The following is a 16,333-nucleotide window of genomic DNA, read 5'->3' as shown; positions in this document are numbered from 1 at the left end:
ATGTCTGTTCTTGCGGTCGCGCTCAACCCCACTATCGATGTTTCGAGCCAGGCGGCCCGGGTTCATGCGACAATCAAGGTCCGGACTCACGAAGTGCACCAGCGTCCGGGCGGCGGCGGGGTCAATGTCGCATGCGTCGTCGCAACGCTCGGGGGTAAGGCAGAACTGGTGGTTCTGACGGGCGGTGCTACGGGGGCGATACTCAAGGACGCTCTCGCAACAACTGCCATCCGCCTCCATCCCATAACGATAGCGGGACTCACCCGTATTGCCTTCATGGTGCGTGAAGAGGAGACCGGGCTTGAGTATCGCTTTGTGCCAGAAGGTCCCGTAATTTCCGCAGCCGACGTGTCCGCGGTCTTGAGGGTCGTTGACGAGTTTCAGGGGAATTACTTGGTGGCGAGCGGGAGCCTCCCGCGCAAGGCGCCCGCCGATGTCTATGCCGAAATTGCCAGATGTGCGGCGAAAAAGGGTGCCAAAGTCATTCTTGATTGCCCCGGTATGACGCTGCGCGATACCTTGGGCAAGGCTCCGGTCTTCCTCATCAAGCCCAGCCTTGAGGAGCTGGAAATTCTCGCCGGGTGCCGGCTGGACGAAGAGGGGGTTGCAAAAGCCGCATCGGCCTTGGTGAGGGACGGCGCCTCAGAATTCGTCGCCGTCACCCTGGGTCGCGAGGGAGCCCTGCTCGCTGGCGCTTTCGGCACCCTCCGGGTGCCTTCGAAGCATGTCGTCGCCAAATCGACGGTGGGTGCCGGAGACAGTTTCGTTGGCGGACTTGTTTGGTTCCTGGAAGCGGGTGGGCCAATGGAACATGCGTTTCGGTTCGGTGTGGCCGCGGGTGCGGCGGCGGTTATGGCTTCGGGAAGTGAACTCTGCAGACCCAAGGACGTGTTTGCCAATTATGGTAACGGTTGGTTGCCAGACGGGGCAAGTTAGGTCGGCCGATTTGATCGACGACAAAGCCGAACCTGCTCAAGTGGTCTACCTTGATGCCTGATCGTCAGCGCGTTTAAGTCGTTTGTCGACGTGCGGCCGTGAGCTGGACAAGCCGCCGGAATATGTGATCCGTCACTTTCGGCCCACGGGCCAAGCCAGAGTGGTACCGATGCCCTATGCCTCCAACAACGACCTGCCGGCATCCCTAAGGCGCGTCTTGCCCGGGCATGCACAAGACATTTATCGCGAGGTATTCAATCACGCATTTGTCTCTCACCAAAGCGATCCGCGCCGGGAGGAGGCGTCGCATCGAATAGCCTGGGGGGCCGTGAAACGGCAATATGTAAAGGTCGGCAATCGCTGGTTCGCGCGTGCTGCGACCAATGATCAAGAGGAGTGACGAAAATGACCAGCCGCATCTTAGATCGGTCCGAATGGCATATCTTTTTTGATCGCATGGCAAAATCCCTTCGGGGAAAGAAGGCGCAGGTCGAGATTACCGGCCTTCAACTGGGTGACCAAATCCAGGCGAAATCGGTCCCATTGCTCGGCATCACCTTCGATCCCAAGGGAGATTTGCTTGAAATTGCTATGGAAGGGCTTGATCACCTCATTCACAAGCCGGCCAGCATAGCAATTCTTGAAGGGGCCGATGGGCTTAGCGGGCTGGAGATCGTGGATTCAGATCAACAGCGCCAAATCGTCACATTGAAGAGCCCGCTCAGGCTTTCCCCTCCAGGCAACTGACCCAGATAGGGCGAAATTGCCTTGGAGCGCGGCTTATGTCGTCTTCGCCTATTTTGATGTCAGTTGAGGTATGTGATGAAGGCGATGGTGCTTGAAAGACCTGGGACGCCATTGATCCTGAAGACCCTTGCCGATCCGCGGCCAGGCTCTGGCGAAATCCGAATACGCGTAGAGGCTTGCGCCGTCTGTCGCACCGACTTGCACGTGGTCGACGGTGAACTTTCTCATCCGAAACTTCCGCTGGTGCCGGGCCACGAAATCGTCGGGGTCGTTGAAACGGTCGGTGCCGATGCCGATCCGTCTCTTCTTGGAAGCCGCGTTGGTGTGCCGTGGCTTGGGTTCACCTGCGGCCAGTGCTCCTATTGCCGGGCCGGCCTGGAGAACCTCTGCGACGCGCCGCTCTTCACGGGCTTTACGCGAGATGGCGGGTTTGCCACTCACACTGTCGCTGATCAACGATTTTCCTTCAAGCTTGGGCCCGCGGCTGACCCAGTCGCTGTTGCCCCGCTTCTCTGTGCTGGGCTTATTGGCTGGCGGGCGTTGACAAAGGCAGGAAACGCAAAGCGTATCGGTCTCTTTGGCTTTGGAGCTGCTGCGCACATCATTACCCAGATCTCGGTATGGCAGGGCCGCCAAATCTATGCCTTCACCAGATCCGGCGATCTTCGAGCCCAGCGCTTCGCAGTCAGTGTGGGTGCGAGCTGGGCGGGTGGATCGGACGAGGCGCCGGAAGGCGTGCTTGACGCCGCCATCATCTTCGCGCCTGTGGGCGAGCTGGTGCCGACGGCGCTGCGCGCAGTGCGCAAGGGAGGGCGGGTGGTGTGCGGCGGAATACACATGAGCGATATTCCTGAGATGCCCTACTCGATCCTGTGGGAGGAGCGTGAAATCGTTTCGGTCGCAAACCTCACGCGCGCCGACGCCCTTGAGTTCTTTCCCGTAGCTGATTTAGCTCAGGTAAAGACGCACACGGTCGTCTACCCCCTCGAGAGAGCGAACGAAGCCCTCGAGGATCTTCGCCACGGCAGACTGAATGGGGCAGCCGTCCTAGTTCCCTAAGCTGGAAGAGCGATCCGCAAGTATCGATATGGTGGAACCGCATCGACCAGGAAAATTCGACGGCGCGAGCGGCCGGCTGCCGATGAGCACCGCGGGCGAGGAGTCAAAATCATGCGCTTTTCAGATCGATCCGAGGCAGGGAAGCAGCTTGCTCGAGCTCTTGAGCACTATCGCGGCCACGATGTGGTGGTGCTAGCCTTGGTCCGTGGGGGCTTGCCGGTGGCCGCTGAGGTTGCAACCCATCTTCAAGCGCCTCTCGACGTGATCCTAGTACGCAAGATTGGCGTTCCCTGGCACCGGGAACTTGCGATGGGGGCAGTCGTTGACGGGAACAAGCCAATAGTTGTGCGCGAGGAAGAGGTCATTGCCCTGGCACGAGTGACGGAAGCGGAATTTGAAGCCGCTTATAAGAGAGAAATCGCCGAAATCGAGCGTCGCGGCAGTTTGTATTTCGCTGGCCGCGCTCCCGTCGACATCGCCAAACGTATCGCAATCGTCGTCGATGACGGCATAGCCACTGGAGCGACGATCCGTGCAGCGGTCGAAGTCATCAGGAAACGCCAACCCTCAAGAATAGTTGTCGCGGTCCCAGTGGCTTCCCCAAGAGCGGTCGCGGCGCTGCAAGGACAGGTCGATGAAGTCTGTTGTTTGATTTCCCCGCAGTCGATGGACGCGATTGGATACTTCTATAGGGATTTTCCCCAACTGAACGACGACGACGTCATCCGTGTGCTCGCCGCCCATAGCGCTTAAGTTCGAGTGCGAGTCGTTTCTCAATCATTGGCTTGTCCTGTCCACACCGGGCCGAATGACACTAGGACTGGTTGCCACCGCGACAGCGCAGTGGTTCAGCCACTATTGCCCTCCAGCAAAACGGGAGGGCGGCCGCTTGCCTCGGGCCGGTGATACGCGCGAAGTTGACGCACAAGGTTGATCCCGGTGCAGGCATCAGGATGCACAGGAGGGTATCAGGTTGCGTAGGATCAATGCCGAACTGTGCAAACTTGGCAACATAGCATGTTCAGAGCAATCATGAGGGTTTGCCCTGTAAGGCGCTCCTTAGATCCGCGTTCCGCGGAAGCAGGGCATCTGCCATTTTCCCATCAGCTCGGAGTGTTGCCCGACATCTTTGGGGGGCGGTCAATGACGGAACTCTCTTTGAAGCAGTCCACGTTACGCTTCAACGGCTGCTGGTCGGCTACGTGGTCGGTGTGGTAATCGGTTTGCCGCTCGGCGTTCTGACGAGTTCATCTAAGATCATGGAGGACACGCTCGGTTCGCTGGCCTTGGGCCTGCAGACCTTGCCGAGTGTGTGCTGGGTACCTTTCGCTGTCCTTTGGTTCGGACAGACCGAGAGCACGATGCTCTTTGTTGTCGTCATGGGCACAGTGTGGTCGGTGATAATTGCGACCAATCACGGGGCTCGAACCATTCCGCCGATTTATGCAAAGGCCGCACGGACTATGGGTTCGAAGGGATTGCATCTGTGGATCATGGTCATGCTGCCCGCCTCGTTGCCTTTTCTTGTCAGCGGTATGAAGCAAGGCTGGGCCTTTGCATGGCGATCGTTGATGGCCGCGGAGATCTTCGTCACAATCCTGACGGGCTTCGGACTTGGCCAGTTGCTTCACTATGGACGTGAGCTGAATGCGATGGATCAGGTACTCGGTACCACGTTGGTAATTGTGCTGATCGGCTTGCTGGCGGACCGGATTTTTTTCGCTCCCTGGGAACGCTTTCTGCACCGTCGATGGGGTACAAATGGCGGATAAATTCAGTTACGCGGCGCCGGCGTAACCGCATCGAAATCATGAGACTTTTGGGGTATCTTTCTTTGATGAGGGCAAGACGCCGGCATAGCGGAACTAAGGCAGAAGTTGATCGGCTGGGTTCGATACCCCCGCCGCCGGATCCTTTGTGTCGCGCGCAGCCTTTGCCCTGGCAGAGCATTAAGTCAAATACAGACGATCCTGAAGCGCAAGAGAGGGTCGAGACCATCCTCAAGAGCGAAAGCTATCGGCTGGCGATGGAGGATCCAGGCTTCTTCGATCGCGATGACGTTCGTGGACCTCGGCTTGAAATCGACTATCTCAAACCGGAACTCTTGTTGAGGCAGCACGGAATAGAAGGGACGATCGTCGTCTTCGGCAGCACGCGAATTTGTGAACCAAATGCAGCGCGCCGCAACCTGGAGGCGCGACGCGATGCGGAGCAGGGGCAACCGGACGCCAGTTCGCTGTCGCGACTTCGAGCGGCACACCGGATCTTCGAGAAGGCTCGCTTCTATGACATCGCCCGGGATTTTGGGCGAGAAGTTGGTCGATCCAATCGCGCGAACCCGCAGCGCTCTATCGTCATTATGACGGGAGCCGGACCTGGGATAATGGAGGCTGCCAATCGGGGGGCCTTTGATGCAGGCGCGCCGTCGGTGGGTCTCAACATCAGTCTGCCCCACGAGCAGTTTCCCAACCCCTATGTCAGCCCTGACCTTTGCTTTCGCGTGCACTATTTTGCAATACGCAAGCTGCATTTCCTCCTTCGTGCAAAGGCGCTCGTCGTCTTTCCCGGTGGTTTCGGTACCCTCGATGAATTATTTGAGACGCTCACTCTGGTTCAAACGCGCAAGATCAAGCCAATACCTATTGTCCTTGTCGGCGAGGAATTCTGGCGCCGGGCGGTAGACATCGATTTTTTGATAGAAGAAGGCGTGGTTGATCCTGAGGATCGCAATCTCTTTTGGTATGCTGAATCAGGCCGCCAGATTTGGGATGACATTCTAAACTGGCATAAAGAAGCTGGCACTCCCCTCTATCCGCCGCTCTCGGGCAACGATCCAGGCGTATGAAAATCTGACGTCTGCATGCGCAAGTGATTGCCTCACGGAGCGCAAGCTGTTGCGACTATCCCTCTTCGACCAGTCGGCGCGCGCATTTGCTAACATTTCGGGTGCTGACCGTGCCATCCCGCATACCGAAACAATGTGTGCTTGTCTGAGGAGTGGACAACTACCGAGCGGTGCCCATCGTATTGCGGCGCGGATATTTGTGACCACGTATTCAATTGACGCACGGTACTTTTCGGCGACATGCAACAGCTAATCGGTCGGAAGACCGGAGGGGCGCGTCGTCCACCAGATGTTTTGGAATTCATCAGACCGGTAATTCTGCTGGATAGCCACTGTTCTTCGCTGTAGAGCCAAGGTCCCCTCCTTAGACAGCGCAAAGCTTCGTGCTGATGACGTCGCCTCGTGAGAGAGTATTGGGTCGTTTGACGCAGAGTTTGACGCAGAGCAAGGAACTCGCTCGGTTCTGGAGGTAGTTTGATAAATGTGCGTATGATTGAAGGTGTCTACCAACGGGCGAAGGTAGTTCAGGTCTGCTGCCTCAGATCTCTGCATTTGAAGGAGAACCCCTATGACCAAGGTAAGACCCGTACATGTGTTGATAATCGCCACTCTCTTATCCAGCAGTCCGACGTTAACCTTTGCCCAGCAGGCCCCGGCCGAGAAAGAAGATGAACAACCGGATTACTCGGAGATGATGCCGGGTGAGATGATGGGGGCGCGGCATTACGGGATGAGAGGTGGCATGCGGCAAGGAATGATGCACGGCCACATGATGAAAATCATGTTTGCCGTTGCCGATGTCGATGGCGACGGTGCGCTCTCGTTCGAAGAAGTCACCACGATCCATAAGCGGATCTTCGACAAGGCCGACACAAACAAGGACGGCAAGGTAACGCCCGAGGAAATGCAGGGCTTCATGCGCGACTAATAAAGGTCAGCAAAAATAGCAACGCCGTCTGGGCGGCGCAGCGATGCTGTCGAGTGTAACGCCTGGCATCGATGCGGCGGGTGGTCAATTGCTAAAGAAAACCATGGGGGCTGCGTTTAGTCATCCTGATCGATTGGCGACACGCCGGTCACGTTTTGAGAATGGTCTTGAAAGACGCTCCCTCCACAAACGCGCTCGCGCGTTTGTGGAGGGAGAAAGCTCGCCGTCAGTCTGTGCTTATCTGGATCTTGCGCTCGTTCTGCCGTGGGTGCTCGGTTTTCGGCAGCGTTAGCGTCAGAACGCCTTTTGAGAAGGTAGCGGCAACGTCGTCGGTCTTGACGTCCTCGGGAATCTTGAACGTGCGGCGGAACGAGCCAAACCGTCGCTCCGACAGGACGTATTCTTTCTCCTTCTCCTCTTTCGCTTCCTGCTTCTCGCCGCGGATCGTCAAGGTTCCGTTCGAAACGCTGATTTCAACGTCCTTTTCCTCCATTCCCGGAAGTTCGGCGGTTATCTCGTAGTTCTTTTCCCTTTCGATCAGGTCGACGGCGGGAGCTACCGCCCAGTTGGACAGAAAAGGTGCTCGACGCGTGACGGCCATTCCAAGAGGGCGGCTCCAGAAATTCGGGGGGAAATCGTCGAATAGTCGGTCGATTTCGGTCCGGAGGCCCTCAAACGGGATCCATGCTTCGGTACCGCGCTTGATTGCTTTTTCTTCTGGTTTGGTTGGCATTGGAGTTGCTGGTTCAGCCATGTCCGGTTCTCCTTCGGATAAACAGGCCGCGACCGCCGGGGCCCGAACCCATGCGGTCTTCCATTTCTGCCGAGCGTTTCGCCACTCGGCTATCAATCTATGAAGCCACGCTTAGAGAATCGCGCATTGATGCGCATCAAAAGAAATGTGCGTCCGGACAGATCTCAATCTCTTCTTTTGACAAAGAACAATACCGGTTCTTTTTGGTGATGATCGCTCCTTGGAATCCAGCATGAGCAAACAACGCACGCTTTGCCTTGCACAAGCCGCCGTCTAGAGCCGGCTACTGCCGGCGAGACATTCCTGAGACGCGGACCAAAGTGATGCTGAACCTTGCCGATCCGAAGTCCACGTGGCGCTGGCGGAGGCCGACAGGCGGCAGGCATGGAATTCGTGATCACCAACTCCATCCAGATACGCTCGGTGGGGCTCGTCAATTTCGATCGTCTGCACGATCGAGCGGACAGGGAAAAATCCCTTCTCCTTGGCGAGTTGAACCATTTAGGTTGCGAACCCACAAACGCGACGCGTGAAAGAGCTTTTTCGGAAGTTCGCTCGCTGTTGGCTGAACCCATGCCCATGACCCGAGCTGGTCGCTGGCTTTTTTTGCTTGCCCCCCCCGATCGAGCGAGAGAAAGCTAAAATATTTGATCCGGGTCAATGTGGTTCAAGGCGATGTGGCTACCTTGATTACGATTTCAATCGGGAGGCTTTCATGTTCAGCAACATCCTCATACCTACCGATGGCTCACCGCTCGCGACCCTGGCCGTGGATGCCGCCATCACGTTCGCAAAGGAAGTGGGCGCGAAAATCACCATCCTTATCGTGACGGAGCCCTTTCACCTCGTTTCTCTGGATGCGGAGCAACTCAGCAACACCCGGGCGCAATATGAGGCGCTTTCCGAAGTGCATGCTGCCGAGACGCTTCGCGCCGCTCGGACCAGGGCCGAAGCGGCCGGCGTTCGCTGTGTGACCGATCAAACCAGCGCTCACGAGGTTTACCTTGAGATCATCAGGAAAGCGCAGGATATCGGCGCCGATCTGATCATCATGGCTTCGCACGGCCGCGGCGGTGTCGGCGCCTTGATCATCGGCAGCGTCGCCGCCAAAGTTCTTACGCATTCGACCATCCCCGTCCTGATATACAGGAAATAACACGAAGACTGAGACAAAATCGCCCGGAAAGGTGTGCATCGCCCGTCTCTGTAGGATTTACAGTGCAAGGATGACAAGGCCAACCGGTGCGCCCGTGAGCATGCCATTTATCATTCCCCTGATCGTGCAGCCCGCGCTTGGCCTACCCTCTGCAACCCCGGCAAGCCCGGTCAATTCATCAGGCCTATCTGTCCACCCTCAGGGGCGCACTCCATATAAGGGGTGATTTTTGGACGCCGATTGACATCCGGCAGCTGGAATGTCGCACTTGCGATCAAACTCGCCGATCGGCGCCTGGCGTACAATTCTTCAAAGGCGCGTGTCGCGCTGGCCCGCAAGCTGGCGGTGGTGTTGCATCGCATGCTCAGGGACGGAACCAACTTCATTGCTCGTAAGGGAGCGTCAGCCCTGGCGGCTTGACCGGAGAAGACGACAAGACAGGTTTCGGACGGGCACAGCCATCAGTCCTCCGCAGCAAGGTCCCTTCGCCGGGACGATGGATGGGTTAGGCCGTTATGCGATCAGCAGCACGCGGTGACTGCGCCGTTCTAGATTGGCCAACCGGTCCTCAGCAGACTCCATAGAGCAGCGGCCGAGCGTCGACTGCGGAGAGACGCCAACAATCAGAACACCGACAACTGCAGCCTCAACTCCCGTCGGCCACTGTGAACAACAAGACCGCCGATGACGCCGAAGGCTGTCGCTGAAAAGATCAGTTGCGCCGCCAACGCTACCGGCAAGCGTCGGGACCTCGCCGCTTTCGTTGAGATCTACAGCCTCGCCAAGAGGTGGCCGCGGCGATTGTGCGATGTCCTGAAGTTGGGCCGGTAAGCTCGTGCCTTCGCGGGTGTCTCTAGCGCCGTTTGTCCGTGTCGCGTCCACACCGCTCTTCCCTTTATAGAACTCAGCCATATTTACACCTTCACTGCCGGAAGGCGGTTCCTTCGAAGGGACCTGGGGCATGTCCATCATAATCAGCATCCTGATCACGGCCCTTATCATCGCCTTGGTGCTGTACCTCGTGCAAAAACTTCCGATTGACTCGACGATGAAGCAGATGGCTCAGATCGTCGTTGTAGTCGTCGGCATAGTCTTGTTGCTCAGCTCGCTGGACGTATTCTGATCAGTGCACGGGGCTTGCCACTACTCGACCCAGCCGACGTCACCGGCCGGGAGTTGCTCTCAGCCCGCTTTTCCCGCCTTTGCGTTGCGGATTGGGCGAAGGCGTCAAGAAACTTGCGCGCCTGCCGGGGTTGCAATTCGCAAAAGGGAAAATCCTGATGAACGGCCACCACCACGAACGCCCACAGCAATGAAATTGAAGCCGGCTTTTTTCGGACTCTAAATTGTGAAGGCTGCAGCCGACACGCGCGGACACGCCTGTAAACACGTGATAGACCGCCCAGGAGCGATCCGCTTCCATGAGGCGGCCGTGCTGATGATCCACTGTGTCGGACGCTGGCGCGCCATCTTCATTTCCTAGATTTTGATCGCTAGTGCATGTAAAAGCGGATCAGCCTATCGGCACTCGCGTGGACCGCGTCGCGCGAAACAGAGGTTCGCTGATGATGACGCTGTTACTTCCAAATCCGAGCCGCAGCGTCGATGAAAAGCGAAACGCCGTCCGCTTCATTGGCCATGACGGTATGTTCGAGTTGCAGTTCTTCGTCGAGGCCGAGGCGCTCGTGATGGCGGATGCCGAATTGGGCAGGTCGGAAATCTCGGAATCGAAGCTCCTTTCTGCTTTCGACGCGTTGCGCCTGTCCATCTACGAAGTCGCACACAAGGCCTATTCCAGTGGCCGCGATTCCTACGCACTGACCGCCGCCGATTTCCGCCAGGATGGATTCAGATGCTGATCCGCTACGGCTATGAGATCACCCTGAACTTCCAACAACCGACCGCGTTGATATGCCTGCTGTCGGTCCACGAGGATCGCGCGGCCGATATCCGGGTTCCTGAAACGACATTCACCGCCCCCGATGTGCCGACATCGACCTATCGCGATCTCTTCGGCAACCGATGCCGGCGGCTTGTCGCACCGGCGGGTGACCTGATGATATGGGGCGATGCCACAATCGAGGACGACGGCAAACCGGACAAAGTTCTGCCAGCCGCCCAGGAGCTCCCAGTGCCGGAGTTGCCGGACGATTGCCTCACCTACCTCATGGGCAGCCGCTATTGCGAAACCGACCGTCTCAGTCAGAGCGCTTGGGACATGTTCGGTACGGTCGCGCCCGGTTGGGGGCGTGTGCAAGCGATCTGCGATTTCGTCCACCACCATATCCGATTCGACTACATGCAAGCCCGGTCGACGCGGACGGCCTTCGAAGTCTTTCATGAGCGCGTTGGTGTCTGCCGCGACTTCGCACATCTTGCGGTCACGCTTTGCCGCTGTCTCAACATTCCCGCGCGCTATATCAACGGCCATCTCGGCGACATCGGCGTCCCGATCTTCGACCCGATGGATTTCAGTGCCTGGTTCGAGGTCTTCCTGGACGATGGATGGCACACGTTCGATCCGCGCAACAATACGCCGCGTGTCGGCAGGATCGTGGTTGCGCGCGGCCGTGACGCGGCCGATGTCCCCCTCATCAACTCGTTCGGGCCGCACGTCCTCAAGTCGTTCCGGGTGTGGACTTATGAGGTGCCGGCCTTGCAATAACCCGCTGGGAACATTGCCAGTCGCGATCAAAAACGCAGGAGCGGTTTACGGCATGAAGGACAGCCTCTCACGGCTTCCCAGGGAACCCGCGGATCGGCTTACTAAGCCATTCATGCGATTCCTCCGCATTGAGGCTACGGCGGGCATTATCCTGCTGCTCAGCACGCTCTTGGCGCTAGGCCTCGCAAACACAGCGTGGTCGTCGTCGTTCCTCGCCTTATGGGAGATGCCCGCGGGCGTCAGAGTTGGCGACATCGAGACCTATCGTTCTCTGAAGCACTGGATCAACGACGGGCTGATGACGCTCTTTTTCTTCGTCATCGCCCTTGAGCTAAAGCGCGAGCTGGTGCTGGGGGAGCTACGCAATCCGCGAATAGCCGCTCTACCCATCGCCGCCGCTCTCGGGGGAATGGCTGTGCCGGCCGGACTGTTTTCGCTACTTGTCGGCGGCGGGCCGGGTGCGAGCGGCTGGGGCACCGTGATGTCCACGGATACGGCCTTCGTCATCGGGTGCCTTGCGTTCCTCGGTTCGCGCGTGCCAGGGAGCTTGCGGCTGTTCCTGCTCTCACTTGCGATCTTCGATGACGTCGGCGCCATCCTGATCGTGGCGATCGGCTATGGCGAACCCTTGAATTGGGTCGCACTTGGAACCGCCGGTCTCGGCCTTGCCGTCGTAGCTGGAATCGCGCGTCTGGGTATCCGCAGCATTCCGGTCTATTTCGCGATAGGTGGCGGCATCTGGCTAGCATTCGACACTTCGGGCGTCCACGCGACGCTCGCCGGAGTGATTCTTGGATTAATGACGCCGGCACGGAGGTGGGTAAGCGACACCCGCCTCCATGCGATACTCGACCGAGTGATCGCTCATCCGCCCGGCGACCATTGGAGCCGCGACACCGTGGCACGCAGCGACCTCCATCGGGCAGACGTCGCGACCCGCGAGGCACTGTCGCCGATCGAGCGCCTCGAGATTGCACTCCATCCCTGGGTCGCATTCGTGATCATGCCGTTTTTTGCCCTCTCTAACGCGGGCGTTCCGATAGGAGACGCAAACTTCGACATTCCCCTCACGATCGCAATCTTTGCCGCCTTCGTGGTTGGCAAGCCCGTTGGCATTGTGCTCTTCAGCTTCCTCGCCGTGAAACTGCGTTTTGGGACTCGTCCAGACGAGCTATCGTGGAGTCTGTTGGCAGCCGGAAGCCTGCTGGCCGGGATCGGCTTCACCATGGCTCTGTTCATTGCCGACCTTGCTTTCGAGACCGAGCTTCTGAACTCCGTCAAGCTCGGCGTTCTCGGCGCTTCCGTCATCTCGGCAGCCCTAGGTCTCCTGGCATTGACCTTGCTGACGTCTCCTGGCAGACGGTAGTCCAGCTCGGTCCGTCGGCGGGTTCATAGCGGAAGCGGGCCCCTTGACGATCTGCGTTCCGGCCGGCCCCACGGCCGTTAGGGTCAGGACCCCCACGCCGCCGCAGGATGCCGCTCCGCGTTCTATTGTCTGGATCGGCGATTGCCGGCCCTCAAATCGCGATAGACGCGGCGGCATAGTCGCAGCCCGTCTTCGCGATGTTCGAACAGCCACCGCCCCTCGATCGCGGGAGCATGAGCACAGTTCATTCGGCTAAACCTCACAGAGTCCGGATCACCTGATTGAAAAGCGTAGTAAAATTCCGATTCTGACGTGCGGGTCTGCGCTCCACCTTCCGGACTAGGCTCAGGATCCTTCCTCCTTGCGTGGATCGTCGCCGACCTGACGCAAGAGCTGGGTGAAGTAATGGTTCAAGCTTAGGAATGACCGTTTTGCATGCGACTGTTGCTCCGTTGCGGAACCAGCGATTTGGCGAAGGCTGCAACGGGTGAGCGCCTGAATCAGGAGGAAGGTATGTCCAGGGAAACAGAAGAGAACATCGACGAACGACAAGAGATTGCCGACCGTGCGAGCCGCTATTTGGGAAGGCCGGCCGCGTTGCTTACGGATCGGGAACGCGCGGTTTTTCGACGCCATCTAGCCCGACGCGCAATAGCGCGGGACCCGAATCGCTCTTTTGACGAGAAGCTGACGCCGGGCAACGTTTGGCGGACAAAGTGGCCGAGTTCGGTGGCTCGTGGACCTTCATCATGACTTTCGCGCTAGCACTCGCGCTGTGGGTCGGAGCGAATGTACTTGCAACTACCCGCGCCTTCGATCCTTATCCCTTCATTTTTCTCAATCTCATTCTATCGATGCTGGCAGCCGTTCAAGCACCCGTGATCATGATGAGCCAGAACAGACACTCAATCAAAGATAGGGTCGATGCGACACACAACTATGAGGTTAACCTGAAGGCGGAAATTGAGATCATGGCGCTGCATGACAAGCTGGATCAGATGCGCGAGATTGAACTTAAATCCCTGATTGACAAGCAGCAGCAACAAATCGAGCTGCTGGCAGGACTTCTCATCAATCGCAACAAATAGGTCGTGGCGCATGTCACTCAGATAGTCTTCGGACGAATGACGATTCCCTTGGCTACCTTGGGTCGAACAGGCGGACCGCAATCAGTATGCCCCACGCGTGTTTCTTCGCGGCGTGTTCGTGGAATTCGCGGTACCTCCCCTCAATGACTAAACATCTCCATCGGTGCCACTCAATGAAATGCTCGATCTCGACGCATACAAGCGGATTACTCCGCATGAATTCAATCTTACTTCCCGGCGTCGTTGCGATCGATCTGCTCATTCTGGTCCCGACGGGCAGACTTTAGGCTGACGCCACGATGAACCTGAAATCGGGATTGAAGCGACGCTTGCGCTAGATGGGCGGCCAAAACCAAAGGATCAGAGGCACGCCCATTAAGACCACAATAAACGAGAGCGGCAGCCCCAACTTCCAATAGTCGCCGAAGCGGTAGCCGCCAGGGCCTAGCACCAGGGTGTTGCACTGGTGTCCAACAGGCGTGAGAAAATCGCAAGCCGCCCCCACCGCGACTGCCATCAGAAACGCATCCGGATTGTAGCCAAGGCGCTGAGCAAGGGTGACCGCGATCGGGGCGGCTACGAGAACGGTGGCTGCATTGTTCAGAAACGGTGTTGCTGCCATTGCGACCACCATGATCATTGCAAGGGCCCCATAGGGGGGCAACGTGGTAGCAAGTTGAGCAAGGCCGCCGGCGATTAGGTCGGCACCACCGGTCGCACGGATCGACTCGCTGACCGGAATGAGAGCGCCCAGCATTATTAGGATGGGCCAATCGACAGCCTCGTAAGCTTCCCGAAGCGAAAGTGAACCAAGCACTACCGTCAGCACAGCAGCCGTAAAGAAGGCCGTGGCGACGGGCAGCAGGCCGAATGCCGTTAGCACCATGGCACAAGCCAGGACCACCACCGGAATCAGGCCTTTCCGGGGATTCCCCAAGCGGATTTCGCGTCCGGCCAACGGAAGAAGACCGAGTTCCATTAACCTGTTCGGGAGAAGCACGAGATCGCCCTTCAAAACGAGCACGTCGCCTGGTTTTAATACGATGTCGCGCAATCGATCAGTGAAGCGCTCGCTGCTTCGGCTTACTGCGAGCAGATTAATGTTGAAGCGATCATGCAGCGCCAAACGCTTGGCGGTTTGCCCGATCAAGACTGATTTCGGGCCGATCACCGCCTCAATTCCAGCAATCTCCTCGTCGGTTCCCTTCGCTTCCGTGGGGCGGTCGTGTCCCTCCAGTTCAAGACGTGCACGACTGATGCCTCGCTCGAGCGCCTGAGGGGCTCCCTCCAACAGAACGATATCCCCTTGGCGGAGTTCGACGTCCGGCAGTGGAGTTACGCGCTCGACTCGGTTGCGAATGAGGCCAGTGACAAGGACTTCCTCGTCCAACAAGATCGACAGGTGGCTGATCGACTTGCCGATGACCGACGAAGTGGCAGTAACACGCGCCTCTGTCATGTAGTCCTTGATGTTCAGCGCCTTCTCCATTGTCGCGACCGCCGTGCGTTCGTTGGGAAGCAGCCGGTAGCCAAACGCCAGAAAGACTACTCCCGCTGCGGCTAGCCCTATGCCGACGGGGGTGAAATCGAACATGTTGAATGGTCGGCCCGTCAGTTCCTCGCGCATTCGGGAGACGACGATGTTCGGCGATGTGCCGACGAGGGTCATGAGCCCGCCAAGCAAGGAGCCAAACGCCATCGGCATGAGAAGAGACGAGGGGGAAGCTTTCGACCGGCGCGCCATCTGGAATGCTACTGGGATCATCATCGCCAGTGCGCCGATGTTCTTAATGAAGATGGAGAGAACCGAGACAGTCGTCACGAGAATAACAACCTGACCCTGCACAGAGGTCACGCTGGGCGCCACCCGATGGAGCAATGCCTCTATGACGCCACTGCGCTCAATCGCGGCGCTGACGACAAGCGCGCTGGCTACAATGATGACAATATCGTCCCCGAAGCCGGAGAATGCTGCCTTGTGCGGCACGATACCGGTGAAAACTGCGGCAAGCAGCGCGAGAACTGCAATGAGGTCGTAGCGGAGCCGTCCCCATATGAAAGCGACCATTAGGCTAATCAGAATGGCGAAGGCGAACGCCTGAGCCTGTGTCATGGATAAAGTCCCGACCTACTCCTCCCAATGCCAGGTCCATTTTACTCGCTGAAAGAGCTAATGTCGGGATAACTTACCAGCTTCATTCCAGCTTCGTAGAGCGGATGCACGCATAATTAGGCGACTACAGGATGCTTCCGAACAGGACCGAATAGACGATCACAGCAATCGCCAGCGTAAACGCAAGCGATACGAACATGCGCGTGAAATCGTAGGTATTAAAGCGGGCGCGGATGAGGTTTTTCATTGCGATCTCCTAAGTTTCGCCTGGTCGAGATGCCCAAAGCGCAGCGTCACCGCGCCTCAAGATAGTGAGCGACTGCAACTCGTGCTGACCCTGCCGAAGATGTCCGCTGGAACTTGGATATCGGTCAGAATGGTTGCTACGAGTTCGTCGCGCTTGGCACGATTGTCGTAGCCTTTAAGTGCTGCGAGTGGTGGCAGTTTGCCATTCGCCCTGCCGCACTTGAACAGATGCCCGCAAGCGCAGCCACTCTGGCCTCGGTGCCGCGAAAAGTCCAACGACTAGACCGATCGCATAGGCCTTTGTCCGCTCAAGGACTTGATCGAATGTCATGATTTCGTTCCCTTTAATCAGGTGGAGACCTCGAATTACCGCTGATTTGGTGATCGGCGGCGCGGCCTGATGGCTGTTGGCGTCTTTCGCCTGCGATTT

17 protein-coding genes and 4 pseudogenes are annotated in these 16,333 nt (G+C 57.8%); 16 read left to right on the top strand and 5 right to left on the bottom strand.

Going from position 1 to position 16,333, the window contains the following annotated elements:
• From AC3WWH_RS29085 to AC3WWH_RS29050, 8 genes are all read left to right on the top strand, one after another.
• On the top strand, window positions 1–936 hold the full coding sequence (locus tag AC3WWH_RS29085) for a hexose kinase (RefSeq protein WP_113398975.1): 936 nt from the start codon (window positions 1–3) through the stop codon (window positions 934–936).
• A gap of 169 nt (window positions 937–1,105) precedes the next feature.
• On the top strand, window positions 1,106–1,336 hold the full coding sequence (locus AC3WWH_RS29080) for a ChaB family protein (RefSeq protein WP_082641024.1): 231 nt from the start codon (window positions 1,106–1,108) through the stop codon (window positions 1,334–1,336).
• A gap of 5 nt (window positions 1,337–1,341) precedes the next feature.
• Entirely contained in the window at window positions 1,342–1,683 is a 342-nt protein-coding gene (locus tag AC3WWH_RS29075; RefSeq protein ID WP_058323755.1) for a DUF5335 family protein, read from the top strand.
• 75 nt (window positions 1,684–1,758) lie between these two features.
• Window positions 1,759–2,742 (top strand): zinc-dependent alcohol dehydrogenase family protein, encoded by a 984-nt coding sequence (locus tag AC3WWH_RS29070; RefSeq protein WP_058323754.1) that lies wholly within the window; start codon window positions 1,759–1,761, stop codon window positions 2,740–2,742.
• A 111-nt stretch (window positions 2,743–2,853) separates the two neighbouring features.
• Window positions 2,854–3,495 (top strand): phosphoribosyltransferase, encoded by a 642-nt coding sequence (locus AC3WWH_RS29065; protein WP_058323753.1) that lies wholly within the window; start codon window positions 2,854–2,856, stop codon window positions 3,493–3,495.
• Between the two features lie 449 nt (window positions 3,496–3,944).
• A complete protein-coding gene (locus AC3WWH_RS29060) occupies window positions 3,945–4,514 on the top strand; it encodes an ABC transporter permease (RefSeq protein WP_306341306.1) in 570 nt (189 codons plus the stop codon).
• Between the two features lie 161 nt (window positions 4,515–4,675).
• Window positions 4,676–5,587, top strand: a complete 912-nt coding sequence (locus tag AC3WWH_RS29055) for an LOG family protein (protein ID WP_245299225.1) — start codon at window positions 4,676–4,678, stop codon at window positions 5,585–5,587.
• Between the two features lie 568 nt (window positions 5,588–6,155).
• A complete protein-coding gene (locus AC3WWH_RS29050; RefSeq protein WP_082641020.1) occupies window positions 6,156–6,515 on the top strand; it encodes an EF-hand domain-containing protein in 360 nt (119 codons plus the stop codon).
• 226 nt (window positions 6,516–6,741) lie between these two features.
• Here AC3WWH_RS29050 and AC3WWH_RS29045 read toward each other — a convergent pair whose 3' ends face one another.
• Window positions 6,742–7,269, bottom strand: a complete 528-nt coding sequence (locus AC3WWH_RS29045) for an Hsp20/alpha crystallin family protein (protein ID WP_058323750.1) — start codon at window positions 7,267–7,269, stop codon at window positions 6,742–6,744.
• Window positions 7,270–7,653: 384 nt separating this feature from the next.
• On the opposite strand from AC3WWH_RS29045, the gene AC3WWH_RS29040 reads away from it, so the two are divergent.
• The 3 genes and pseudogenes from AC3WWH_RS29040 to AC3WWH_RS29030 form a co-directional block, all read left to right on the top strand.
• Window positions 7,654–7,911, top strand: coding sequence for a hypothetical protein (locus AC3WWH_RS29040; RefSeq protein ID WP_162752550.1), 258 nt, complete (start codon window positions 7,654–7,656; stop codon window positions 7,909–7,911).
• Window positions 7,912–7,984: 73 nt separating this feature from the next.
• Window positions 7,985–8,425 (top strand): universal stress protein, encoded by a 441-nt coding sequence (locus tag AC3WWH_RS29035; protein WP_058320835.1) that lies wholly within the window; start codon window positions 7,985–7,987, stop codon window positions 8,423–8,425.
• A 312-nt stretch (window positions 8,426–8,737) separates the two neighbouring features.
• Window positions 8,738–8,845 (top strand): annotated as a pseudogene (locus AC3WWH_RS29030) (IS110 family transposase); the annotation flags it as partial.
• A gap of 192 nt (window positions 8,846–9,037) precedes the next feature.
• Here the strand turns inward: AC3WWH_RS29030 and AC3WWH_RS29025 are convergent.
• Window positions 9,038–9,174, bottom strand: a pseudogene (locus AC3WWH_RS29025) (EamA/RhaT family transporter); the annotation flags it as partial.
• 212 nt (window positions 9,175–9,386) lie between these two features.
• Here AC3WWH_RS29025 and AC3WWH_RS29020 point away from each other — a divergent pair.
• From AC3WWH_RS29020 to AC3WWH_RS29000, 5 genes and pseudogenes are all read left to right on the top strand, one after another.
• Window positions 9,387–9,548, top strand: a complete 162-nt coding sequence (locus AC3WWH_RS29020) for a Thivi_2564 family membrane protein (RefSeq protein WP_093235127.1) — start codon at window positions 9,387–9,389, stop codon at window positions 9,546–9,548.
• A 445-nt stretch (window positions 9,549–9,993) separates the two neighbouring features.
• Entirely contained in the window at window positions 9,994–10,284 is a 291-nt protein-coding gene (locus AC3WWH_RS29015) for a DUF1488 family protein (RefSeq protein WP_058320839.1), read from the top strand.
• Entirely contained in the window at window positions 10,278–11,090 is an 813-nt protein-coding gene (locus tag AC3WWH_RS29010; protein WP_058320836.1) for a transglutaminase-like domain-containing protein, read from the top strand. The genes AC3WWH_RS29015 and AC3WWH_RS29010 overlap by 7 nt, the downstream gene beginning before the upstream one ends.
• A 52-nt stretch (window positions 11,091–11,142) precedes the next feature.
• The gene (nhaA, locus tag AC3WWH_RS29005; protein ID WP_058320837.1) at window positions 11,143–12,456 is read left to right on the top strand and encodes a Na+/H+ antiporter NhaA; all 1,314 of its coding nucleotides are present in this window, start codon (window positions 11,143–11,145) and stop codon (window positions 12,454–12,456) included.
• Window positions 12,457–12,969: 513 nt separating this feature from the next.
• Window positions 12,970–13,544, top strand: a pseudogene (locus tag AC3WWH_RS29000) (DUF1003 domain-containing protein).
• 334 nt (window positions 13,545–13,878) lie between these two features.
• On the opposite strand, the gene AC3WWH_RS28995 reads toward AC3WWH_RS29000, so the two are convergent.
• The 3 genes and pseudogenes from AC3WWH_RS28995 to AC3WWH_RS28985 form a co-directional block, all read right to left on the bottom strand.
• Window positions 13,879–15,657: an SLC13 family permease gene (locus AC3WWH_RS28995; RefSeq protein ID WP_058320838.1), complete on the bottom strand. Its 1,779-nt coding sequence runs from the start codon at window positions 15,655–15,657 to the stop codon at window positions 13,879–13,881.
• Window positions 15,658–15,781: 124 nt separating this feature from the next.
• Window positions 15,782–15,904: a hypothetical protein gene (locus tag AC3WWH_RS28990; protein ID WP_280938310.1), complete on the bottom strand. Its 123-nt coding sequence runs from the start codon at window positions 15,902–15,904 to the stop codon at window positions 15,782–15,784.
• Window positions 15,905–15,960: 56 nt separating this feature from the next.
• Window positions 15,961–16,234 (bottom strand): annotated as a pseudogene (locus AC3WWH_RS28985) (hypothetical protein).
• Window positions 16,235–16,333: the final 99 nt, after the last annotated feature.

The sequence above is a fragment of the Ensifer sp. EB106-03-01-XG145 genome, assembly GCF_058792075.1.
Note: the sequence above shows the minus strand (reverse complement) of the source record. Positions and strands in the feature narration are given on the sequence as shown.

What these genes read in the sequence shown, in the direction of transcription:
- AC3WWH_RS29085 (WP_113398975.1), top strand. Translation starts at nt 1, where the DNA reads ATGTCTGTTCTTGCGGTCGCGCTCAACCCCACTATCGATGTTTCGAGC.
- AC3WWH_RS29080 (WP_082641024.1), top strand. Translation starts at nt 1,106, where the DNA reads ATGCCCTATGCCTCCAACAACGACCTGCCGGCATCCCTAAGGCGCGTC.
- AC3WWH_RS29075 (WP_058323755.1), top strand. Translation starts at nt 1,342, where the DNA reads ATGACCAGCCGCATCTTAGATCGGTCCGAATGGCATATCTTTTTTGAT.
- AC3WWH_RS29070 (WP_058323754.1), top strand. Translation starts at nt 1,759, where the DNA reads ATGAAGGCGATGGTGCTTGAAAGACCTGGGACGCCATTGATCCTGAAG.
- AC3WWH_RS29065 (WP_058323753.1), top strand. Translation starts at nt 2,854, where the DNA reads ATGCGCTTTTCAGATCGATCCGAGGCAGGGAAGCAGCTTGCTCGAGCT.
- AC3WWH_RS29050 (WP_082641020.1), top strand. Translation starts at nt 6,156, where the DNA reads ATGACCAAGGTAAGACCCGTACATGTGTTGATAATCGCCACTCTCTTA.
- AC3WWH_RS29045 (WP_058323750.1), bottom strand. Translation starts at nt 7,269, where the DNA reads ATGGCTGAACCAGCAACTCCAATGCCAACCAAACCAGAAGAAAAAGCA.
- AC3WWH_RS29040 (WP_162752550.1), top strand. Translation starts at nt 7,654, where the DNA reads ATGGAATTCGTGATCACCAACTCCATCCAGATACGCTCGGTGGGGCTC.
- AC3WWH_RS29035 (WP_058320835.1), top strand. Translation starts at nt 7,985, where the DNA reads ATGTTCAGCAACATCCTCATACCTACCGATGGCTCACCGCTCGCGACC.
- AC3WWH_RS29020 (WP_093235127.1), top strand. Translation starts at nt 9,387, where the DNA reads ATGTCCATCATAATCAGCATCCTGATCACGGCCCTTATCATCGCCTTG.
- AC3WWH_RS29015 (WP_058320839.1), top strand. Translation starts at nt 9,994, where the DNA reads ATGACGCTGTTACTTCCAAATCCGAGCCGCAGCGTCGATGAAAAGCGA.
- AC3WWH_RS29010 (WP_058320836.1), top strand. Translation starts at nt 10,278, where the DNA reads ATGCTGATCCGCTACGGCTATGAGATCACCCTGAACTTCCAACAACCG.
- nhaA (WP_058320837.1), top strand. Translation starts at nt 11,143, where the DNA reads ATGAAGGACAGCCTCTCACGGCTTCCCAGGGAACCCGCGGATCGGCTT.
- AC3WWH_RS28995 (WP_058320838.1), bottom strand. Translation starts at nt 15,657, where the DNA reads ATGACACAGGCTCAGGCGTTCGCCTTCGCCATTCTGATTAGCCTAATG.
- AC3WWH_RS28990 (WP_280938310.1), bottom strand. Translation starts at nt 15,904, where the DNA reads ATGAAAAACCTCATCCGCGCCCGCTTTAATACCTACGATTTCACGCGC.